The organism is Bradyrhizobium sp. Pha-3 (assembly GCF_042258325.1).
Classification (GTDB): Bacteria; Pseudomonadota; Alphaproteobacteria; order Rhizobiales; family Xanthobacteraceae; genus Bradyrhizobium; species Bradyrhizobium elkanii.
Genome location: NZ_CP170151.1, coordinates 122,608 through 143,394 on the forward strand (window position 1 = coordinate 122,608; position 20,787 = coordinate 143,394).

Sequence of the window (20,787 nt, forward strand, 5' to 3'; positions counted from 1 at the left end):
ATGAAAAGAATTTCTGCGACAGTCCCATCGATGCGTATTGCGCATTTACCGTTGCGGCATTCATCCTGAATGCATCATCACGCGCAGCGCCGACATCAGGATCGCATCCATTGCGGGATAGCCTGGCGCCTCGGTGGAAATTCTTTCCGCTCAAATCATTTGGACGCGCGCCGTGGCGCGGTCGACGCATCCCCTATTTGCAGATATTTCGATACGCCGTTGACGCCGCCGACCCCGACTTGCCGTCGACGACATACGCTTCATCCTCCTTCACAAGATACAGAAACGGCCTCCCTCCAGTCTCCCCGCCCGACGCGCTTCTTCCTTTCACGCGCCCGCAAATCGTATCCACGGCGCGTCCGAGCGTGTTCTTTCGCATGGCGCGCTTCATGTCGCTGAATTCGGCCGATCCCGGATCGTCTATCTGCGCTGCAATCGTGACCTTCGCCTTGGTGAGGACAGGATCCGCCATGTCCGCGGCGCGTTCGGGTGCCGGGACGTTGATCCGCGTCCGCGGGGACGCCGCCTTGGCGAGGTCGGCCGGTCGGTGTTTCTTCGATGATGGTCTCCTGCCGGATTTTGCCGGGGTTACAGACTTCGATTTGACGATCGCGGGAGCTGGCGCTAACGCCGCCGGCATCGGCTCTGTGGGTCGGGCGACTGCAACCTTGTCGAAACAGGGTCTTGACCCACACCCAACGAAATACCCTCGGGAAGGCGCGAACCAGCCAAAGCCGATCAGGATTCCTGCCAGCGCTCCGACAACAAGCAGTCCCATCCGATTCCCCTCCTCGGGAGCTCGGCTCGCACTCATTACTAGGACTAATTCCGCGCTGGTGATCCTATCTGTTGCGCAAAAGCGTTAAGCGCTCATTAAGCGCGCGGGTTGGGGCGATAGGGCGAACCCCTACGGCGATGTCGGGTTTAGCGTCGGCTTCCGGAAACATGGCGGATGCGACGAACTATGCGTACACACCCTAGCTAGTTCGCCGGGTTGTCCTCGCTGGGATACACTCCGCGCAGCACTTCCTCGAAATGATCCTTGACCGCGTCGTTGCACAGGCAGGAGCGCTGCCGCAGCTTGTCCGTGTCGCGGATCACGATCGCGCCGCGGCGCGTCTCCAGCACGCCTTCCGCCTTGAAGTTCTGGATCACGCGGCTGGTGTAGCTGCGGCCGACGCCGAGCAGGGTCGAGAGCTGTTCATGGGTGAGCGGCACCATGCCGTTGCCATTGGTGCGCTCCATCGCCGAGATGATCCATTTCGCCGCGCGCTGCTCGATCGAGTGGATCGCATTGCAGGCGGTCGACTGGAAAATCTGCGCCAGCATGCAATCGGCATAGCGCGCGAAGATGTTGCGCACCGAGATCGACTTCAGCTTGGCGGCGTTGAGCTTGCTGATCGGCAGCCGCGCGAACGGGCCGCCGAACTTGACGGCGATGCGGGTATAGGCCGGCAGGAAGCCCTGGCTGACGATGCCGCCGACCGCGCCCTCGCGACCGACCAGGATGGTCTCGATATCGCGGCCGTCCTCATTGGGCACCATGTACGAGACGAGGCTCGGCCCGCACGGGAAATGCACGGTCTGAACATCGTCGCCGGGGCTGTAGAGCAGGTCGTTGGCCTGCGCGTCGACCAGCCCCAGATGCGGCGCGATCAACTGGTAATCGGCGTCGTTCAGCCGGCGCAAAAGATTGTTGAATGGCCGGTCACTCGTCCCGGCCAACTCGGTCCGTTTCGCGATCATAGGAAATTCCTGAAGACCCAACGCCGACAATAATCGAAAGGTTCCCGGATTTATGTTCACTAGTGAACAGACGGCGCCGCTCGCGATGTGGTGGTTTCATCTCGGGAACAGCTGGCGTGCTTTCAGGCGCCGGTCGCGGGCCATCCGGCCGGACTGATCCGGTCTTTCATCCATGCTCTGGAGCGTTTTCGAGCGAATTGGATATCGGTTCGCGTGAAGAAAGCGCGTCAAAACAACAAGCTCTAGCAAACGGAAACTGGCACGCCATGGACTTCACCCCCAATGCCGGCATGCCCGGTGACGTCCTCGTGGTCGAGGACGATCCGATCATCTCGCTCTATTTCGAGGACACCATCCTCGGCTTCGGCGCCCGCACGGTGCGCACCGCGGCGAACGTCGCCCGAGCGCTTGAGCTGATCGCAGAGCGCGCGCCGGATTTCGCGCTGCTCGACGTCGGCCTCGTCAGGGGCGAGAAGACGTTCGCAATCGCCGAGCGGCTGGATGCGCTGAAGGTGCCTTACGCGTTCGTCACGGGCTATGGCGCGGACATCAAGCTGCCGGCATCGCTCGCCGGCAAGCCGCGGCTGACCAAGCCGTGCTCGAGCGAGGCGCTGGAGGCGACGCTGAGAAACGGCCACTGACGGATTGGCAGGCTTCGGCCTCGCCGCCGGAGCGTTCGTCGTCTACGATCCAAGTTGTTTGGATTCGGCGACGCGCCGGCATCGGGAAGCCGTCATGGCGATCAGGACATCTTCCGTTGCGCCGGCAGCAGCGCGATCCCTCGGGCTGCTTGGGGTGGTCCTGTTGCTGGCCTCGGCCGTCATCGGTGGTTCCGCGTCTCCAGGCATTGCGGCGCCCCTCGCGCTCACGAGCCAGCAATCGGCCGCACGTGAGGCGTACGAGAATGCCCTGAAGAGCTTCGAGTCGATCCTGCGCCAGCGACGCGCACAGATCGATTCCAATCAGCCGCTGCCCAATCTGCCGGGCCAGGCCCTCTACCTGGCCCGCGTCGAAATGATGAGCGCATACAAGGATCTCACCGATGCGCTTCCGTCCAGGATTGGAAGGCCCAGCAGATTCCGAATTCCTCCAGCGTATTTTGACGCCGACAATGAGCCGCTGTTCGACGAGTACAGGAAGCTCTTTGACATCATGGAGGCGCCGCCCGCCAGCGCGCAACGATCCGATACGCCATTCACGGACGTGGTCGATCTGGCGACCGCGATCGCGCGAGCCAAGGGTCTCGATGCCGCTGACGCCGCGGCCGCGGGCCGTATCAGCCTCGGCCTTTTCTTTGCCGAGACCGGCGGCAAGCAAAATGCGGGGAATGCGCGGTCGAATACCTACAAAGGGAGCCTGCAGACCGGTCCGTCCGAAGACCGCAACGGCCGAAGGAAGTGGGCAGCGATCAAGGGATCAATCGCGGCCCTCGATCCTGCAGTGAGCGGTCGTGACGACAAAGAAGAGGCGCGGGCCGGCAACCTTGATCACAGGTTCAATCACTGGACCGCCGTGCGGGACGCCCTGATGAACGCACACGCGGATATTTTCCCGGAGATCCCCGCGATTTTGAAAGCCCTGCCGGATCCGATCGATCAAATGAAGCTGTTTGAGCTGATCCAGATCATTCCGACGCCGACCAGGGCCGCACTCAGGTCGGGCAACCTCGTCGGTTACAGAATTTCCGATGCCAGGATCATGCGATACTTGCGCAACAACAGCATCTTCGCTTTCGGCCGGGCCGACCGGACAAGAACATCTGCGACCTTCCGCGAGATCCTCGATGCGATGTGGCTGTTCAACGCCAAGTTCGAGCAGGCGCTTGCCAGGTTCAAGGAGATCAAGGCGGGCAAACCGGGCTGATCGGTTGCGGAGAGACCCCAGCCCTCCCCGCAAGCGGGAGAGGGAACGCAGTTCGCTCGCGGCGTTATCTCAACCCAATCGCGTCGCGCGCTAGTGTGCTGAATGCGAAGTTCGTGCGATTTCGTGGCAACCACCTTCACGAACTTCGCATTCATAAAGCACACTAGAATCATAAGTTTGCTAGTGTCCTTATCGAATCCGAAGTTCGTCCCGAAGGTGCGGCGAATGATGCGAACTTCGGATTCGGGACACTAGACTGGCTTCGGATCGAGCGTGATCGCCCACAGCTCGGCGTCGACGCGGTCGCGCAGGCTCACCGTCATCTGGCCGCTCTTGCCGTCAATCTTGACGTGGCCGAAGAACTGCATGCCGGCCGACGGCGGCAGGTTCTGGTTGGCCTCGCCCGGCGCCTTGATGAACTTCACCTCGGGGCCGAAGGTGTTGTCGAGCTCGTTCGGACCGAACGTGCCGGCATGCAGCGGGCCGGAGACGAATTCCCAGAACGGATCGAACTCCTGGAACTGGGCCTTGTTCGGGTTGTAGTAGTGCGCTGCGGCGTAATGCACGTCGGCGGTCAGCCACACCGTGTTGACGACTCCCGCGGTCTTGATGAAGCGCAGAATATCGGCGATCTCGAGCTCGCGGCCGCGCGCCGGACCATCGCCCTGCGCAAAGGCTTCCGAGCCCTTCTTGTTGGCCGCATCGTCATAGACGATCAGAGAAAGCGGCATGTCGGAGGCGATCACCTTCCAGGTGGCGCGCGAGTTGAGCAGCGCGCGCTTCAGCCAGGCCATCTGGTCCGGGCCGATGAAATAGGCGTCGGGGCCGTACTGCTCCTGCAGGTTCGGGCCGTTGGGGCCGCGATAGCTGCGCTCGTCGAGCATGAAGACGTCGAGATGCGGACCGTAGCTCAGCGTGCGATAGACGCGCCCAGGCTCGACGATGCTCTCGCGCATCGGATACATCTCGTGGAAGGCCTTTGCAGCGCGCGCCGCGAGCACGGTGATGTCGCGCTCCTTGTAGGCCGCCGGCAGCTGTTTCGACAGCGACCAATTGTTGGTCACCTCGTGATCGTCCCACTGCACAAAGATCGGCACCTCGGCATTGAAGGCGCGAACGTTGTTGTCGAGGAAGTTATACTTGTGGGCGGCCCGGTATTCGTCGAGCGTCTCGGCGACCTTGGCCTTCTCGGGAATCGTGACGTTCTTCCAGATCTTGCCGTCGCGAAGCTTCACCTCGGAGGGGATCACGCCGTCGGCGTAGATCGTGTCGCCGGAGTGCAGAAGGAAATCCGGAGCGTGCTTCTTCATCGCGGCGAAGGTGATCATGCCGCCGTCGTCGGGATTGATGCCCCAGCCCTGGCCGGCGACGTCGCCGCCCCAGACGAACGAGACGTCGCGGCGATCGCTCGGAGCGGTGCGGAAGCGGCCGACCACCGGCTCGCCGACGATGTCGATATGGGCAAGGTCGCGGAAGCGGACGCGGTAGAAGATGTCCTGGCCGGAGGGCAGGTTCTCCAGCAGCATCTTGGCGGTGAAGTCGCTCTCTGGCAGCGCCGTGATCGGCGGCAGCGTATGGGCGTCCTTGAAGGATTCGGTGGTCGCGACCTCGACCATCATCTGCGACGGCCGGTCGGCACGCGCCCACACCACGCCGCCGTCGACGCCGACATCGCCGGACTGCACGCCGTGGGTGATCACCGGGCGGTCGGCGGCCCGCGACAGATAGGGCATCGCGATCACGCCGGCGCCGGCCGCAGCCGCCGTGGAGAGAAAGCGTCGGCGGGTGAGATTTCGCGAGAACCGGATCGTCATGGGGAGCCTCCTCAGGTCACAGCGACAATGCGCCGCAGGCGCGCCAAGACCTAGAAAAATTCCATGACGGAGAGATTACAGCGGTGGGCGTCGCGTGAGGTGGGCACGTCTGTCAGGCTCCCTCTCCCGCTTGCGGGGGAGGGTGGGGAGGGGGTCTCTCCACGAATCCTGTCGCGGAGAGAGCCCCCACCCGCATTGCATCTGCGATGCGGCCTCCCCCCCAAGCGGGAGAGGCGAAGGCACCTCGCGGATAGAGTAGCGGCGATTCTACGCCGTGCCCGCCGCCCTGAACTGCGTGGCAGTCCGTTGCAAATTCTGCGGCATGCTGAACAGCAGCGCCTTGCGGTCGGCGACGGCGTTATGAAGCTGCTCGAGCGCGATGTTGAACGCGGTCAGCGTGCCTTCCTCGATCGCGCCGTGCTCGAAACAGTCCAGCGTGTGGCGCAGGATGTCGTCGGCCTCCGCCTGCATCTGGTCGAGTTCCTCGATTGAATCGCTTTGCCGTGCGGCCTTCAGCATCTCCAGCAGGCGTTCGCGCTGCGAGGTGTTGGTGTTGCGCTCGTCCTGCTTGAGATAGCCGGCGAACCACGCACCGGCCGAGCCCATCGCCGAGAACGCCATCAGGCTCCACCAGATGTAGTCGCTGTAGCGGTCGAGGAAGGTTTTTTCCTCGCCGTCGACAAAGGCGGCGGCGCCCGGATGCACCGGAATGGTGGCATCCTTGTCGGTGTCCGGCGTCTCGATCTTGGCGGCGAGCGGGAAATCGGTCTTGAGCGACTGCCGGATCGCGAACAATTGCCGCGTGAATGCCGCGACCGTCGAGTCCGACAGGCCCTTTCGCGCAACGATGTGGTGCGAGAAGCTGATCGTCTTCACCTCATCGTCGGGCCGGTCGGCGGAGCCGAGCGAGCCGGCGGGGATTTCCGCGGCCTCATAGGCCGGATGGTTCTGCGCGATTGCCTCCGAGGCGTCGATCGCAAGGAAACTCGGCTCGCCGCCGTCGCGGACCGATGCCGTGATCGCGTCGATCGTGATCTTGCTGTTGGCCGGACCGACGGCGAGATAGGCGTCGGCCTTGAGGCTCTTGATCGCTTCCGCCGCCTCATTGGCCGGGAATTGCACGATCTCGACCTTCATCGGGTCGACGCCGTATTGCGTCAGGATCAGCTTCAGCAAATTGACATTGGCCGGGGTGCGGCCGACGACGCCGATCTTGCGGCCGGCAAGCTGCGCGATCTTGGTGATCCGCGCGGATTTCCGAACCTTGCCCTTGGCGGGCGGAACCCACATCACCACGACATTCTTGCGTAGGGTCGCGACCGCCTGGGCATTCTTCGGCACTTCGAGGTCACCGCGGATGATGGCGAGATCGGCCTTGCCGTCGGCCAGCGTCTGCGCGCTGGCGGTGGCGCCCTCGGTCTGCACCGGCCTCAGCTTGACCTGGGTTTGCTGCTGGTTGTTGAAGGCCTGCGCCAGCGCCTGCACGACCTTGAGGTCATCGCTGTTGGCGGGACCGACCGCGATCCGCAGCGTCACCGGACGCACGGCGAAATAATAGCCCGCCAGCAACGTGCCGATGATGGCCAGCGCGCCCGCGATCAAAACGAACATCAGCCGCCGCTTTGCCGAACGCAGCGGCTTGGGCGACATGCTGGCGGAGCCGTCTGTCATCGATCTCGCAAACAATCGTCGGGGCTCAATCTCGCAAAACTACCAACGCGCATACATTCCCTATGTGTAGCAAATTACTGAATGGACAGATGTTACAACTCCGTCATGGTTACCAGCGGCGATAGGACGCGATTTCGGCCTTAATTTGGGCGTGGATCCCATCCCGGAGGCCGGTTGTTAGGCTAAAGTCGGCGTTAAACGGGAGGTTACCATGGTCGAACGGCTGTCAGCGGAGGCAAGGAAGGCCGCCCTTTGGGAACTGGCCGGCTGGTCGGAAACGTCCGGCCGCGAGGCGATCGCCAAGACCTTCGTGTTCAAGGACTTCAACGAGGCCTTCGGGTTCATGGCCCGCGCCGCCCTGGTCGCCGAGAAGAGCGACCATCACCCCGAGTGGAAAAACGTCTACAAGACGGTCGAGGTGGTGCTGTCGACCCACGATGTCGGCGGGGTGACCAAGCGCGACATCGACCTCGCCAAGGCCATGAACGCGATCGCAAGGCAGCTTGGGGTCAGTTGAGCCCGGCGCGCGCAACCTTGCGCGGGTCCGCCGATATCCCCAGATTCGCATCGTCCGCCGCCGAACTGGCGCGGCGTCGAGGAACCTTGCGATGACATCGAGCGAACACGGTGTGGGATTTGGGCCTGCCGATCGGCTGGCGCAGGACCCTGAAAGCGTGCGCCGCCGTTTCTGGATCAAGTTCAAGAAGGTGGTGGCGAGCCTGCCCTTCGCGGAGGACCTGTTGGCTGCCTATTACTGCGCGTTCGACCGGCAGACGCCGCGCCATGTGCAGGCGGCGCTGCTCGGGGCGATCGCCTATTTCATCCTGCCGTTCGATTTCGTGCCCGACATGTTGCCGATCCTCGGCTTCACCGATGACGCCGCGGTGCTCGCAACAGCGCTCCGCATTGTGGCAAGCCACATCACGCCCGAGCATCGCGATGCCGCCCGCGCCGCGCTGAAGCGCGGGGTGCCGGAGGAGGAGTGAGCGTGGAGTAAGTGGCGGCTCTTCTCCTTCCCCCTGAAAGGGGGAAGGTCGGGATGGGGGTCAAGCCGCAGACACCGCTGCAAGCGGAGGGAGCAGATCCCCACCCGCTTTGCTCTCGCGAGCAAAGCGACCTCCCCTTTTCAAGGGGAGGTTATGTTGCATCCCGGATTTCGCTGCGCTCCATCCGGGCTACGCATTCTCTCAGCTTCCCGGGTGCAGGATCACCTTGCCCATCGCCTTGCGGCCGGCGAGCACCTTCAGGGCCTCCGCGGTCTGCGACAGTGGGAAGGTGCGGTCGACATGCGAGGAGATCTTGCCTTCCGCGGTCCACTGCACGAGCTTCTCGAGGTTCTTGCGGTTCTTGTCCGGGTTCTGCCGCGCCCAGGCGCCCCAGAACACGCCGCGGATATCGCAGCCCTTCAGCAGTGCAAGGTTGAGCGGGATCTTCGGAATCTCGCCGGCGGCAAAGCCGATCACCAGGAAGCGGCCTTCCCATGCGGTCGAGCGCAGCGCAGCCTCGGCATAGGCGCCGCCGACCGGATCGAACACGATGTCGGCGCCCTTGCCGTCGGTCAGCTTGCGCAGGCCCTCCTTGAGATCTTCCTTGGCGTAATTCAGCGTCAGCTCGGCGCCGTGTTGCTTGGCGAATGCCAGCTTCTCGTCCGACGAGGCGCAGGCAATCACCTTCAGGCCCATCAGTTTGCCGAGCTCGCAGGCAGCAAGGCCGGTGCCGCCGGCGGCCCCGAGCACCGCGAGCGTCTCGCCCGGCTTCGGGCTCGCGCGATCTTCCAGCGCATGCAGCGCGGTGCCGTAGATGATGATGATGCCGGCGGCGCGATCGTAATCGAGATTGTCGGGAATCTTCACGATCGAATTCGCCGGCAGCGCGATCTTGTCGCGCGCGCCGTTGTGGCCGCAGGAAGCGACGACGCGATCGCCGACCTTCAGGTCAGTGACGCCTGCGCCGACGCTTTCGATCACGCCGGCAACTTCGGCAGCCGGCGAGAACGGGAACGGCGGCTTGATCTGGTACTTGCCCTGGATCATCAGGATGTCGAAGAAATTCAGCGCCGCCGCCTTGATCGCGATCACGGCTTCGCCGGGACCCGCCACCGGATCGGGCACGTCAGCCAGCACGAGATCGTCGGGTTGACAGTATTGCGAGCAGAGGATGGCTTTCATGGACACACCTGAGTTTCGGACGCAGAAAGAGCTGCAAGATCTTGGACTACAAGCTTCATGCCGGATTTGCGGCGGAGCGACAATACAGTGCGGAGGGATCAAACTATGTTTGAAAAAGGCCTGCTAGCGAAAAAGCGCATCCTGATCACCGGCGGCGGCTCCGGCCTTGGCGCGGCGATGGGCCACCGCTTCGCCGAACTCGGCGCCGAACTGATCATCTGCGGGCGGCGCGAGGGGCTGCTGGAGGAAACCGCAGCAAAATTCCGCAGCGAGCTCGGCGCCAAGGTTTCCACCGCGCGCTGCGATATCCGCGACGGCGCGGCGGTCGAAGCGATGATGGATCAGGCCTGGCAGGACGCGCCGATCGACGTTCTCGTCAACAATGCTGCCGCAACCTTTATTGCGCAGAGCGAACATTTGTCGTTCCGCGCGGCGGACGCGATCCTCGCGCCGACACTGCATGGCACGATGTACTGCACGTTCGCCGCCGGCCGCCGCTGGATCGACGGCAAGCACAAGGGCGTGGTGCTCTCGATCCTGTCGACCTCGACCATCACCGGCCGCGCGTTCACGGTGCCGTCCTCGATGGCCAAGACCGCGGTGCTGGCGATGACCAAGAGCCTTGCGGTGGAGTGGGGCCCGAAGGGCATCCGCACCGTCGCGATCGCGCCCGGCGCGTTTCCGACCGCAGGTGCGACCGGACAATTGCGTCCCGAAGGGCGCGGCGAGAGCTGGGCGCATCGCAATCCGCTCGGCCGCGCCGGCGAGCATGCGGAGCTCGCCAATCTCGCGACCTTCCTGATCTCGGATCAGGCCGGCTACATCAACGGCGAGATGGTGGTGCAGGATGGCGGCTCGCACTTGCGCAGTTCCGGTGCCGAGGACCTGCTGCAATGGACCGATGCGCAGTGGGAAAAGCAGCGCGCTGCGCGCGCCACATGATAACAAGTCGCGACGTGCGCACGACCAAGTCACGATAGTGAGCGGCGTTCGTCTTTCGGCCTACTGCCTTCCCAAAAAAGCGTTTCCCGGTTATCCATCCGAGCCGGCGGAGGGGAATCGCCGGGCCATCTTGCAGTCACAATGATGGGGGAACCAGTTGGCCGTGCGGCAGATTCTGACATCACTGGTTGCTTGTATCCTGTGCGGGTTCATCACCCTCGCGTCGGTGCAGGCTGCGCCCAAGAAGGAAACCGCGAAGGAAGCAGCCAAGCCGGCGCCTTCGGCCGCGGCGGCTGCGGCCGGCGGCGCGGAGCCGACGCTGATCGGCCAATTCGGCACCTGGGGCGCGTACACGGCGTCGCCCAACGGCAAGAAGGTGTGCTTTGCGCTCGCCAAGCCTTCCTCGTCGAAGACCAATCCGGCGAACCGGCCGCGCGATCCGGCCTATGCCTTCATCTCCACCCGTCCGGCGGAGAAGGTCGTCAACGAAGTCTCGATCATGATCGGCTACACGGTGAAGCCGGGCTCCGAATCGACGGTTCAGGTCGGCGGCGGGACCTATGCGATGTACACGCAGGGCGACGGCCTCTGGATCAAGAATGCGGCCGAAGAGGAGCGGATGGTGGAATCCATGCGCAAATCGGCCGAACTGACGGTAAAAGCCGTCTCGGCCAAGGGCACCGAGACAACAGACACCTTCTCGCTGAAGGGCCTAGCGCAGGCGCTCGACCGGCTCGGGCAGGACTGCCGGCGCTAGAGAACCGGCTTAAGGCTTAAAATCGAAGTATTTGGTGGCTTTCCAGCACCGGCTGGAAGGCCTATTTGAGGTTTCATGACCGACACCGTGACCACCCATGCCGTCTCCGGCGCCAGCGCGCTGGTCGAGAAGGTTCCGCTCGAGACCTATGTGCCGCCGGCCAAGCCGTCGCTGATCGGGCTGTCGCGCGCCGAGATCGCCGATCGCCTGGGCGAGATCGGGGTGCAGGCCGGCCAGCGCAAGATGCGCACCCAACAGCTCTGGAACTGGATGTATTTCCGCGGCGCAAAGAGCTTTGCCGAGATGACCAACGTCTCGAAGGACATGCGCGCCGAGCTCGAGAAGCATTTTACCGTCGACCGTCCCGAAGTGGTCGCCGAGCAGATCTCCAATGACGGCACCCGCAAATGGTTGCTGCGGCTGCCGAGCGGCGACAAGGTCGAGCGGCCGCACGAGGTCGAGTGCGTCTACATCCCCGAGACCGATCGCGGCACGCTGTGCGTTTCCTCGCAGGTCGGCTGCACGCTGAACTGCGCGTTCTGCCACACCGGCACGCAGCGGCTGGTGCGCAACCTCACGGCCGGCGAGATCGTCGGCCAGGTGATGGTGGCGCGCGACCGGCTGAATGACTGGGCCGACCGCGAGGACGGCACGCGCCGCGTCACCAACATCGTGATGATGGGGATGGGCGAGCCGCTCTACAATTTCGACGCGGTGCGCGATGCGCTCCTGATCGTTGCCGACAATGAAGGCATCGGCATTTCGCGCCGGCGCATCACGCTGTCGACCTCGGGCGTGGTGCCGAACATCCAGCGCACCGGTGACGAGATCGGCGTGATGCTCGCGATCTCCTTGCATGCGGTGCGCGACGAGCTGCGCAACGAGCTGGTGCCGTTGAACCGCAAATATCCGATCAAGGAGCTGCTGCAAGCCTGCCGCGATTATCCCGGCGCCTCGAACGCGCGGCGCATCACCTTCGAATATGTGATGCTCAAGGGCGTCAACGATTCGCTCGATGACGCCAAGCTCCTGGTGAAGCTGCTGAAGGGCATTCCGGCGAAGATCAATCTGATCCCGTTCAATCCGTGGCCGGGCACCGCCTATGAATGCTCGGACTGGGAGCAGATCGAGAAATTCTCCGAATATATCTTCAACGCCGGCTATTCCTCGCCGGTGCGCACGCCGCGCGGCCGCGACATCCTCGCGGCCTGCGGCCAGCTCAAGTCGGAGACCGAAAAGCTCTCCGCCCGCGAGCGCCAGGCGCTGCGCGCGATGGCGATGACGGACTAATTAGATGGCCTTGATCGGCCGCCTGTTCGTCGTCGCGTTCGGCTTCCTGATGGCCTGCTTCGTGGCAGGGATCATCGTGGTCGTCGCGGTGCTGTATCCCGAGATCAGCGATTTCGGCGGCCAGATCGACCAGAGCGCCGTCAACGTCGTGCTCGGCTTCGGTTTCATCTTCATATCAGGCTTCGCACTGTTGCCGGCGCTGATCGTGGTGCTGATCACCGAGGCGTTCTTCATCCGGAGCGTGCTGGCCTACGCCGTCGGCGGCGCCATCGTCGGCGCCGCCTGCTATCTCGGCCTCGTTCCGTTCGATCCCGATATGATGCAATTCCACGGCATCGTGCGCCGGCACATGGAGATCATGACCGGCGCCGGCATCGTCGCGGGCCTCGTCTACTGGCTGATCGCCGGCCGCACCGCCGGCGCCTGGCGCGAGCCGGCGCGACCGTTGCCGCCGCCCCCACCATTACCGTCGCAATCGCCGCGGCCGTGATGCTTCCCATGCCCCGCAGCCTCGGCTAAACCGCGCGCCATGAACCGGACCGGACTTTTCATCGCGCTGGCGCTGGCGCTCATTGTCGGCATCCTGTTCGGGATCTATCCCGAGCTCGACCTGAAGCTGGCGGCGCTGTTCTACGATGCGGCGCAGAAAACCTTCCCGCTGAAGCTCGACGCGGTGGCGTCGTTCGCGCGCGATGCGGCGATGTGGATCGCCTGGGCGCTGGTGCTGCCGGCGATCGTGACCATCGTCTGGAAATTCATCCGGCCGGACCGGCCGATGCTGATGTCCGGCCGTGCCGCGGTGTTCCTGCTCACCACGATGCTGCTCTCGGCCGGCGTGCTCACCAATTTCACCTTCAAGAATTATTGGGGCCGGCCGCGGCCGGTGTTCGTGACGCAGTTCGGCGGCGACCTGCGATTCATGCCGTGGTGGGATCCGCGCGGCGGCTGCCCGCGCAACTGCTCGTTCTTCTCCGGCGAGGGCGCCACCGCGTTCTGGACCTATGCACCGGCGGCGCTGACGCCGCCCGCGTGGCGGCCGCTGGCCTTTGCCGGGGCCACCGTGTTCGGCATCGTCACCAGTGGGCTGCGAATGGCCTTCGGTGGCCATTTCTTCACCGATGTGGCGATCGCCGGCCTGGTGTCCTTCTTCACCGTCTGGCTGTTCTACGCGCTGATCTACCGCTGGGCCGCGACCCGGCTGACCGACGCCCAGGTCGACGCCGCGCTGACGCGGCTCGCAATGCCCGGCTACCAGTGGATGCAGCGCTGGCGCCGCGGCGGCCGGGCGGAGCCGAGCCAGCCTGAAGCCTGATTAAAGGCGTGCCCCGCCTTCCGAAATTTGATATTCGCCAACCCTGAAAACCTCTTCGATTTCGACTGATTGGACCGTCCCATGAGTACGATTCTGAAAAGCCTGCCCACTGGCGAAAAAGTCGGCATCGCGTTCTCGGGCGGGCTCGACACGTCAGCGGCGCTGCTCTGGATGAAGCTGAAAGGCGCCAAGGTCTTCGCCTATACCGCCAATCTCGGTCAGCCCGACGAGGCCGACTACGACGCGATCCCGCGCAAGGCGATGGATTTCGGCGCCGAGAAGGCCCGCCTGGTCGATTGCCGCACCCAGCTGGTCCATGAAGGCATCGCCGCGATCCAGTCCGGCGCGTTCCACATCTCGACCGGCGGCATCACCTATTTCAACACCACCCCGCTTGGCCGCGCGGTCACCGGCACGATGCTGGTCGCGGCGATGCAGGAGGACGGCGTCAACATCTGGGGCGACGGCTCGACCTACAAGGGCAACGACATCGAGCGCTTCTATCGCTACGGCCTGCTGACCAACCCGAGCCTGCGCATTTACAAGCCTTGGCTCGACCAGCAGTTCATCGACGAGCTCGGCGGCCGCGCCGAGATGTCGGCGTTCATGACCGCGCAGGGCTTCGCCTACAAGATGAGCGCGGAGAAGGCCTATTCGACCGACAGCAATCTGCTCGGCGCGACGCATGAGGCCAAGGATCTCGAGAGTCTTGCGAGCGGCATCACCATCGTCAATCCGATCATGGGCGTGCCGTTCTGGCGCGCCGATTGCGACGTCAAGGCCGAGAAGGTCGTGGTGCGGTTCGAGGAAGGCCAGCCGGTCGCACTGAACGGCAAGACGTTCGCCGACCCGGTCGCGCTGTTCCTGGAAGCCAATGTGATCGGCGGCCGCCACGGCCTTGGCATGAGCGACCAGATCGAGAACCGGATCATCGAAGCGAAGAGCCGCGGCATCTACGAGGCGCCGGGCATGGCGCTGCTGCACATCGCCTATGAGCGTCTCGTCACCGGCATTCATAACGAGGATACGATCGAGCAGTACCGCATCAGCGGCATGCGGCTCGGCCGCCTGCTCTATCAGGGCCGCTGGTTCGATTCGCAGGCCTTGATGCTGCGCGAGACCGCGCAGCGCTGGGTGGCACGTGCCGTCACCGGCGAGGTGACGCTCGAACTGCGCCGCGGCAACGACTACTCCATCCTCAACACCGAGAGCCCGAACCTTACCTATGCGCCGGAACGGCTCAGCATGGAGAAGGTCGAGGACGCCGCCTTCACGCCGGCCGACCGCATCGGCCAGCTGACGATGCGCAACCTCGACATATCAGACACCCGCGCCAAGCTCGGCCTCTACCACAAGACCGGCCTCATCTCGAGCGGCGAAGGCCCGCAGATTTTCCAGCTCGAGAACGACAAGGATTGAGGCGGCACTCTCTCGCCTCGTCGTCCCGGGCAAGCGAAGCGCGACCCGGGACCCATAACCACCGGCCGTGGTTATGAAGCACGCTGGTGCTCCAGCGCGTTTCCACGACTCCTCCCTGTGGTTATGGGTCCCTGCTTTCGCAGGGACGACCCGGGGATGGATATCGGCCTACTTCACCCTGAGCGCATCCAGCAGCGAGCGGAACGCGCGCGCGTAATCGGTGCCGGTCTTGCCGATGTCCGGCCCCGCGGAGACCGCAACCGCGGCTTCCGTCACCGCGCCGAGCAGCAGCCGCGCCAGCGGCTCGATCGGTTGCCTGGCGATCACGCCGGCATCCATCGCAGCAGCCAGCGCGCGTGGAAACTTGCCGCCGAAATGTTTGGCGTCGATCTCGCGCCAGCGTTCCCAGCCGAGCACGGCGGGACCATCGCGCAAGATGATCTGGCCGGTCGGGCCTTTCGAGCACGCCGCGAAATAGCCCTGCGTGCCCGCCGCCATCGCCGCCAGCGGATCGTTCTCGGCGCGCGAGATGCGATCGAGATCGGCGACGAGGTCGATCGAGACCTGCTCGAACACCGCCTCGAACACCGCCTCCTTGGTTGCGAAGTGATGATAGACCGCGCCCTTGGCGACGCGCGCTCCAGCGGCGATGTCGTCCATCGTCGCAGCGGCAAAGCCGCGCTCGCCAAAAATGAGCCGCGCTGCCTTGACGATGGCGGCTCTGGTTTTCTCGCGCCGCTCGGCCTGGGTTGCCATGGCGCATCTCTATCCCAGTTCCAGGCGCAAGCCAATTGACTTACCGACTCTTGGTCGATAAATACCGACTATAAGTCGGTAAATGGAGAGTGCCCATGCCCTCGCTCAGGACGTTGCAAGCCTTCGCTGACGCGGTGGAATCCAACGACCATGTCGGCGCGATCAGGAACTTCTATTCAGACGATGCCCGCACCCAGGAGAATGACGGCGAATGGCGGGTCGGCCGCGAGGCGCTGGCAGCGCGCGAGGCGGCGGTGCTGGCCGCGGTCGCCGGCGTCAAGACCACGCGGCTCGGGCCGCTCCTGCTCGACGGCGATCATTCGGCGATCTGCTGGCGGTTCGAATTCACGGCCAAGGACGGCAAGGTGCGCAGCATGGAGGAGGTCGCCTGGCAGACCTGGCGCGGCGAGGAGCTGGTCGAGGAGCGCTTCTTCTACGATCCGCAGCAGATGGCGCGCTGAAATCACGCCGGCCTTGCGGCAATACGCCCCGGCGCGCCTCATTGCGCCGTCATCCGCCGCAACTAGCCTCCGCTCCGATGCGCATGATGCGCAAGGGCGGAGCATCGATCATGATCAAGCAAGTTGCCGGTATGGCCGCCACGCTGGCGTTGTCGGCAGCGCCGGTGTTCGCCCAGACGATCTATCCGATCGATCGCGCCGATATCCTCGTCGGCGCCAAATTCGACTTCAAGGTCGAGCTTCCGGGGCTGGTCGATCAAGCCAAGCTCAAGGTCACGCTGAACGGCGCGGATTATGCCGCGGTGTTCGGCCAGGGCGGCACATTCACCGCGCGCGAGGCCGGCCGGGAGCAGTCGGCGCTGTTGCTGCGCGATGTCTCGCTCGCCAAGCCCGGGCAGGTCGCCGTCGAAGTCAGCGACGGCACGCAGAGCCGGACGGTGACCTGGACCGTCTACGACACCGGGGCACGCAAGGCCAGGAACGTGATCCTGTTCATCGGGGACGGGATGTCGCCGTCGCATCGCACTGCCGCGCGAATCCTTTCCAAGGGGATTGCGGAGGGCAAAAGCGGCGGCAAGCTCGCGATCGACGACATGCCGCATATGGCGCTGGTCGCGACCGCGGGCTCGGACTCGATCATCACCGATTCGGCGAACGCCGCGAGCGCTTACGCCACAGGCCACAAGGCCGCGGTCAATGCGCTCGGCGTCTACGCCGATCGCACGCCCGATCCGCTCGACGATCCCAGGGTCGAGACCATCGCGAGCCTCGCCAAGCGCCGGGCGGGCCTCGCGGTCGGCATCGTCACCAACACCGAGGTCGAGGATGCGACGCCGGCGGCGATGGTTGCGCATACCCGCCGCCGCGCCGCCTATGACGCGATCGTCGCGCAATATTTCGACGCGAAGCCCGACGTGCTGATGGGCGGCGGCTCCGCGAACTTCCTGCCGCAATCCACGTCCAGGTCGAAACGCAAGGACGATATCGACTATCTCGCGCGCTTCCGCGACGCCGGCTATCCGGTCGCGACCACCGCAGGCGAGCTCGCCGCGCTCGCGGCCAAACCGGACACCCGCCAACTGCTCGGCCTGTTCGCCGCCGGCAACATGGACGGCGCGCTCGACCGCAAGTTCCTGAAGGGCGGCGGCGTCAGGAAATTCCCCGAGCAGCCTGACCTGACCGAGCAGGTCCAGGCGGCGCTCACGCTGCTGTCGAAGCACGATGCCGGCTTCTTCCTGATGGTCGAGTCCGGCCTGATCGACAAATACGCCCATCTGCTCGACATGGAGCGCGCAGTCTACGACACCATCATGCTCGACAATGCGGTGCGGCTCGCAAAGGACTGGGCGAAAGCGCGCAACGACGACACGCTGATCCTGGTTGTGGCCGACCACAACCATCCGAACAGCCTGGTCGGCACCATCAATGACGACATGGCGGCGTCACCCAATGTGCCGCTGCGCGAGCGCGTCGGCGTCTACGAGAAGGCCGGGTTCCCGAATTATCCGGCGCCGGACGCCGAAGGTTATCCGTCACGCGTCGATGTCAGCCGGCGGCTTGCGATCTTCTCGGCCAGCCTGCCGGATCACTACGAGACGTTCCGCCCGAAACTCGACGATCCGAACGAGCCGACCGTGAAGGGCGACCAGCCCGACACGTTCAAGGCCAATGACAAGTACAAGGATGTCCCCGGCGTCGTGCTGCGCTTCGGCAATCTGCCGGCGATGATCGGCGCCAGCGTGCATTCCGGCGAGGACGTCATCCTCACCGCGACCGGCCCGGGCAGCGAGCGCGTCCACGGCTCGATGGACAACACCGAGGTATTCCGCGTGATGGTCGAGGCACTGGGACTGGGGGCGGGGAAGTAACGAATGATGAGATTGGGTCGATCAGCAGGCCCGCTGTACCTCTCCCGCTTGCGGGGGCGACACTTCTCCAACCTCCCCTTGAAAAGGGGAGGTCGCTTTGCTCGCCAGAGCAAAGCGGGTGGGGATCTACTCTCTCCGCAAACAGTGTTGCCTGCGGCTGACCCCCATCCCGATCTTCCCCCTTTCAGGGGGAAGGAGAAGAAACAAAAATGGCCGGGATCGCTCCCGGCCATTTCGTCGCGTGATGTCGCGCCGGCTCAGCGCGGCGGGGCGGCGGAGGCGGTGCCGCCGTTGAGCAGCGGGGTGATGCGGCGGACGGTGACGCGCCGGTTGATGCGGCTCGGCCCGTCGGTCTGCTCCTTCAGATATTGCGAGCCGTAACCCTGCGAGGTCAGGTTCTCCGCCGGCACACCGAACTGCTGCGTCAAGAGCTCGGCGGCGGATTGCGCACGGCGGTCCGACAGCGACAGATTGTCGGTGTCGTTGCCGGTCGCATCCGTATGGCCCTCGATCAGGAACACCTCGCGCGGATTGCGCTGGATGGCCCGGTTGAGACCGTCGGCGATCACCTGCAGCCGCGCAGCTTGGTCCGGTGGGACGGTCCACGATCCGGAGTCGAAATTGATCGTGTTGACGTCGATGCTCGGCATCTGCATGCGGACATTGGGGCTGTAGCGGATCTCGTCGAGCGAGTAGCGCCGTTCGATCCGCTGCACCGGCGGTGCCTCCATGGTCTCGTAGATCACGTCGGGTGACGCGTCCTGAGCGTCGACGATGTAGCGATCGTAGGGAATGTTGACCACCGGCGGTGGCGCGTCGACATAGAAGCCGCCGACCGCCCGCGGATCGCGATAGCTGTTGTCGATGATGACGACCTCACGTCCGCCAGTATCCCTGCGGATCCGGCGCAACATCTGGCCGTCGGAGCCGACCACCGTGATGATCTCGCTGCCGTCGGGACGAACCACCACGGTGCGGGTTTCGCCGCCGATCGTCTCGGTGCGGATGTCACGCGCGCCATAGCGGAAACGATAGACGTCGTCGCCGCGGACATAGGCCTGACCGCCCGGATCGCGGATGATGACGCGGTCCGGCTCGGTGTAGATGGTGCGGCCGCCCTCGACGACCTCCTGCCGCTGGCTGTGCAGGTCGGCGATGCTGCCGCCGATGATGGCGCCGGCGACCACGCCGGCACCGACCGCGGCGCCGATCGCGAGCGGCTTGATGTTGTCATGGCGCGGCGGCGGCGGCAGCGGTGCTGCGACGGCAGGCGCGGCGCGGAAGGCGGGCGCAACCGTCGGCGGCGCGTATTGCGCGCGGCCGGGCGGCGGCGTTGCGGCGGCCGAGCCGGGGACGACCGACGGTGCCGGCGCGCCCATGGCTGCTCCCTGGGCCGGCGATACGCCGGGGGCGACGCCCGGACGTGCTGCCGGCTGACCCGGAGCCGGGGTCGCGCCAGGCGCGCCCATTGCCGCGCCCGGGGTCGCCGGCGTTCCGGGCGGTGTCGCCGGACGTCCCTGCTGACCTGGCGCCGGTGGCGTCGCGCCGGGTGCCGGAGGCGTTGTTGCGGCAGGCGGGGTGCCTGGACGCGCGGGCTGTGCGCCGGCTGCCGGAGGTGTCGGCGTCGCACCGGGAGCTGTCGCGGCGGGCGGCGTGCCCGGTCGTGCCCCTGCTGCCGGAGGCGTTGTCGTTGTCGAAGGCGTGGGCGTTGACGTCGCCGCGGGCGGCGTGCCCGGCGGCTGCTTGGCGCCGCCAGGACGTTCACCGCGTTCGCCACCCGGACGATCACCAGGGCGGCGTTCGGCCGGCGCCGTTGTCGGAGCGCCCGGCGTTGCGGGCGTTGGTGTCGGCGTTGCCGCCGCGGGCGGGGTGCCGGGCCGTGCTGCCGGCGCGGCGCCGGGCGTTGGCGTCGGGTGCGCGGGACCTGCGCCGGGCGGCGGCGTGCCCGGTCGCTGCGGTGCTGCGGCCGGCGGCGGTGGGGTCGGCGTCGGATGTGCGGGGGCAGCCGCCGGCGGTGGCGGGGTTGGTTTCGCAGGCGCCGCTGCGGGCGGCTCCGGCCGTGCCGGGGCCGGCGAGGGCTTCGCGGGTGCGGCCGCGGGCGGCGGCGGTGTGGGATGTGTGGGCGCAGCCGCCGGCGGAGGCGTCGTCGGGCGCGCCGCAGGCGGCTCGGGCCGTGCGGGAGCCGGCGGCGGCACCGGATGCGGTGCGGCTGCCGGAGGCGGCGTCGGCTTTGCCGGGGCAGCTGCGGGCGGCTCGGGTCGCGCAGGTGCAGCAGGCGGGGTCGGCTTCGCCGGCGCTGCGGCTGGCGGCGGAGCAGGATGTGCCGGTGCCGCAGCGGGAGGTGGCGCCTGCGGATGCGGCGCGGGCGCCGGCGGTGCCGGACGTACAGGAGCACCCGGTGCGCCCGGCGCCGGCCGCGCCTTCGGCTTTCCGTCAGGTCCGGTTTCTTCCTTCTGCTGCGCCTGTGCGACGACCAGAGGCGAAGTTTGGGCGTGCGACGCTGAGGTGGCGAATTGCATCACCGTCAGCGCAGTCGTGGCAAGCAGCACGAGACGAAGCTTTGTCATTGTCTAGGAGTCCCCGGCGGAAAGTCTGGGCAGGAAAGCAAAGTGAGAACCGAACAATTCGGCAGGACGATGAACCGCCAGCCGTTAGGCCGGATTGTGGCGAGCCACGAATCATCGGCGAAGTTTATTTCGACATTATAACGGGTTGCATGC

General features: G+C 65.3%; 19 protein-coding genes. 12 read left to right on the forward strand and 7 right to left on the reverse strand.

All coding sequences use genetic code 11. From position 1 onward, the window contains the following. Positions 1–193: 193 nt before the first annotated feature. The gene (locus ACE10X_RS00590; protein ID WP_244435983.1) at positions 194–778 is read right to left on the reverse strand and encodes a hypothetical protein; all 585 of its coding nucleotides are present in this window, start codon (positions 776–778) and stop codon (positions 194–196) included. 203 nt (positions 779–981) lie between these two features. Continuing rightward, positions 982–1,746: a Crp/Fnr family transcriptional regulator gene (locus ACE10X_RS00595; protein WP_038388889.1), complete on the reverse strand. Its 765-nt coding sequence runs from the start codon at positions 1,744–1,746 to the stop codon at positions 982–984. 266 nt (positions 1,747–2,012) lie between these two features. Here ACE10X_RS00595 and ACE10X_RS00600 point away from each other — a divergent pair, with 266 nt between their 5' ends. Beyond that, the gene (locus ACE10X_RS00600; RefSeq protein ID WP_038388888.1) at positions 2,013–2,387 is read left to right on the forward strand and encodes a response regulator; all 375 of its coding nucleotides are present in this window, start codon (positions 2,013–2,015) and stop codon (positions 2,385–2,387) included. A gap of 94 nt (positions 2,388–2,481) precedes the next feature. Beyond that, a complete protein-coding gene (locus ACE10X_RS00605) occupies positions 2,482–3,609 on the forward strand; it encodes a hypothetical protein (RefSeq protein WP_038388890.1) in 1,128 nt (375 codons plus the stop codon). A 251-nt stretch (positions 3,610–3,860) separates the two neighbouring features. Here ACE10X_RS00605 and ACE10X_RS00610 read toward each other — a convergent pair whose 3' ends face one another. Then, entirely contained in the window at positions 3,861–5,423 is a 1,563-nt protein-coding gene (locus tag ACE10X_RS00610) for an alkaline phosphatase (protein ID WP_038388887.1), read from the reverse strand. 267 nt (positions 5,424–5,690) lie between these two features. Beyond that, positions 5,691–7,094, reverse strand: a complete 1,404-nt coding sequence (locus ACE10X_RS00615) for a TAXI family TRAP transporter solute-binding subunit (protein WP_244435940.1) — start codon at positions 7,092–7,094, stop codon at positions 5,691–5,693. A gap of 211 nt (positions 7,095–7,305) precedes the next feature. Between ACE10X_RS00615 and ACE10X_RS00620 the strand changes: the two genes are divergently transcribed. Next, complete coding sequence (locus ACE10X_RS00620; protein ID WP_016847224.1) at positions 7,306–7,611, forward strand: 4a-hydroxytetrahydrobiopterin dehydratase; 306 nt, start codon at positions 7,306–7,308, stop codon at positions 7,609–7,611. A gap of 91 nt (positions 7,612–7,702) precedes the next feature. Further along, positions 7,703–8,080, forward strand: a complete 378-nt coding sequence (locus tag ACE10X_RS00625) for a YkvA family protein (protein WP_304557407.1) — start codon at positions 7,703–7,705, stop codon at positions 8,078–8,080. A gap of 201 nt (positions 8,081–8,281) precedes the next feature. Here ACE10X_RS00625 and ACE10X_RS00630 read toward each other — a convergent pair whose 3' ends face one another. Next, complete coding sequence (locus ACE10X_RS00630; RefSeq protein WP_038387266.1) at positions 8,282–9,262, reverse strand: NADPH:quinone oxidoreductase family protein; 981 nt, start codon at positions 9,260–9,262, stop codon at positions 8,282–8,284. 105 nt (positions 9,263–9,367) lie between these two features. Between ACE10X_RS00630 and ACE10X_RS00635 the strand changes: the two genes are divergently transcribed. The 6 genes from ACE10X_RS00635 to argG all read left to right on the forward strand — a co-directional run bounded on the left by ACE10X_RS00635 (position 9,368) and on the right by argG (position 14,982). Beyond that, entirely contained in the window at positions 9,368–10,204 is an 837-nt protein-coding gene (locus tag ACE10X_RS00635; RefSeq protein WP_038387264.1) for an SDR family oxidoreductase, read from the forward strand. 172 nt (positions 10,205–10,376) lie between these two features. Beyond that, complete coding sequence (locus ACE10X_RS00640; RefSeq protein WP_375764668.1) at positions 10,377–10,961, forward strand: invasion associated locus B family protein; 585 nt, start codon at positions 10,377–10,379, stop codon at positions 10,959–10,961. 75 nt (positions 10,962–11,036) lie between these two features. Then, on the forward strand, positions 11,037–12,251 hold the full coding sequence (gene rlmN, locus ACE10X_RS00645) for a 23S rRNA (adenine(2503)-C(2))-methyltransferase RlmN (RefSeq protein ID WP_057021293.1): 1,215 nt from the start codon (positions 11,037–11,039) through the stop codon (positions 12,249–12,251). A gap of 4 nt (positions 12,252–12,255) precedes the next feature. Beyond that, positions 12,256–12,741, forward strand: coding sequence for a hypothetical protein (locus ACE10X_RS00650; protein WP_038387260.1), 486 nt, complete (start codon positions 12,256–12,258; stop codon positions 12,739–12,741). Positions 12,742–12,780: 39 nt separating this feature from the next. Beyond that, positions 12,781–13,563, forward strand: a complete 783-nt coding sequence (locus ACE10X_RS00655) for a phosphatase PAP2 family protein (protein WP_038387259.1) — start codon at positions 12,781–12,783, stop codon at positions 13,561–13,563. A gap of 81 nt (positions 13,564–13,644) precedes the next feature. Further along, the gene (argG, locus tag ACE10X_RS00660; protein WP_038387258.1) at positions 13,645–14,982 is read left to right on the forward strand and encodes an argininosuccinate synthase; all 1,338 of its coding nucleotides are present in this window, start codon (positions 13,645–13,647) and stop codon (positions 14,980–14,982) included. 168 nt (positions 14,983–15,150) lie between these two features. Here the strand turns inward: argG and ACE10X_RS00665 are convergent, their stop codons facing one another. Then, positions 15,151–15,738: a TetR/AcrR family transcriptional regulator gene (locus ACE10X_RS00665; RefSeq protein WP_375763920.1), complete on the reverse strand. Its 588-nt coding sequence runs from the start codon at positions 15,736–15,738 to the stop codon at positions 15,151–15,153. Positions 15,739–15,833: 95 nt separating this feature from the next. Between ACE10X_RS00665 and ACE10X_RS00670 the strand changes: the two genes are divergently transcribed. Together ACE10X_RS00670 and ACE10X_RS00675 are read left to right on the forward strand one after the other, a co-directional pair. After that, positions 15,834–16,199 carry a polyketide cyclase gene (locus ACE10X_RS00670; RefSeq protein WP_038387255.1) on the forward strand — a complete coding sequence of 122 codons (366 nt, stop codon included), beginning with the start codon at positions 15,834–15,836 and terminating at the stop codon, positions 16,197–16,199. A gap of 110 nt (positions 16,200–16,309) precedes the next feature. Further along, positions 16,310–18,067 (forward strand): alkaline phosphatase, encoded by a 1,758-nt coding sequence (locus tag ACE10X_RS00675; RefSeq protein WP_038387257.1) that lies wholly within the window; start codon positions 16,310–16,312, stop codon positions 18,065–18,067. A gap of 257 nt (positions 18,068–18,324) precedes the next feature. On the opposite strand, the gene ACE10X_RS00680 is transcribed toward ACE10X_RS00675, so the two are convergent. After that, on the reverse strand, positions 18,325–20,634 hold the full coding sequence (locus ACE10X_RS00680) for an OmpA family protein (RefSeq protein ID WP_304557408.1): 2,310 nt from the start codon (positions 20,632–20,634) through the stop codon (positions 18,325–18,327). Between the last annotated feature and the right edge of the window lie 153 nt (positions 20,635–20,787).

Bases quoted from the DNA above. Each gene is read 5' to 3' on its own strand.
- ACE10X_RS00605 (WP_038388890.1), top strand. From the start codon at position 2,482: ATGGCGATCAGGACATCTTCCGTTGCGCCGGCAGCAGCGCGATCCCTC.
- ACE10X_RS00620 (WP_016847224.1), top strand. From the start codon at position 7,306: ATGGTCGAACGGCTGTCAGCGGAGGCAAGGAAGGCCGCCCTTTGGGAA.
- rlmN (WP_057021293.1), top strand. From the start codon at position 11,037: ATGACCGACACCGTGACCACCCATGCCGTCTCCGGCGCCAGCGCGCTG.
- ACE10X_RS00610 (WP_038388887.1), bottom strand. From the start codon at position 5,423: ATGACGATCCGGTTCTCGCGAAATCTCACCCGCCGACGCTTTCTCTCC.
- ACE10X_RS00650 (WP_038387260.1), top strand. From the start codon at position 12,256: ATGGCCTTGATCGGCCGCCTGTTCGTCGTCGCGTTCGGCTTCCTGATG.
- ACE10X_RS00680 (WP_304557408.1), bottom strand. From the start codon at position 20,634: ATGACAAAGCTTCGTCTCGTGCTGCTTGCCACGACTGCGCTGACGGTG.
- ACE10X_RS00665 (WP_375763920.1), bottom strand. From the start codon at position 15,738: ATGGCAACCCAGGCCGAGCGGCGCGAGAAAACCAGAGCCGCCATCGTC.
- ACE10X_RS00595 (WP_038388889.1), bottom strand. From the start codon at position 1,746: ATGATCGCGAAACGGACCGAGTTGGCCGGGACGAGTGACCGGCCATTC.
- ACE10X_RS00600 (WP_038388888.1), top strand. From the start codon at position 2,013: ATGGACTTCACCCCCAATGCCGGCATGCCCGGTGACGTCCTCGTGGTC.
- ACE10X_RS00635 (WP_038387264.1), top strand. From the start codon at position 9,368: ATGTTTGAAAAAGGCCTGCTAGCGAAAAAGCGCATCCTGATCACCGGC.
- argG (WP_038387258.1), top strand. From the start codon at position 13,645: ATGAGTACGATTCTGAAAAGCCTGCCCACTGGCGAAAAAGTCGGCATC.
- ACE10X_RS00615 (WP_244435940.1), bottom strand. From the start codon at position 7,094: ATGACAGACGGCTCCGCCAGCATGTCGCCCAAGCCGCTGCGTTCGGCA.
- ACE10X_RS00675 (WP_038387257.1), top strand. From the start codon at position 16,310: ATGATCAAGCAAGTTGCCGGTATGGCCGCCACGCTGGCGTTGTCGGCA.
- ACE10X_RS00670 (WP_038387255.1), top strand. From the start codon at position 15,834: ATGCCCTCGCTCAGGACGTTGCAAGCCTTCGCTGACGCGGTGGAATCC.
- ACE10X_RS00590 (WP_244435983.1), bottom strand. From the start codon at position 778: ATGGGACTGCTTGTTGTCGGAGCGCTGGCAGGAATCCTGATCGGCTTT.
- ACE10X_RS00655 (WP_038387259.1), top strand. From the start codon at position 12,781: ATGAACCGGACCGGACTTTTCATCGCGCTGGCGCTGGCGCTCATTGTC.
- ACE10X_RS00625 (WP_304557407.1), top strand. From the start codon at position 7,703: ATGACATCGAGCGAACACGGTGTGGGATTTGGGCCTGCCGATCGGCTG.
- ACE10X_RS00630 (WP_038387266.1), bottom strand. From the start codon at position 9,262: ATGAAAGCCATCCTCTGCTCGCAATACTGTCAACCCGACGATCTCGTG.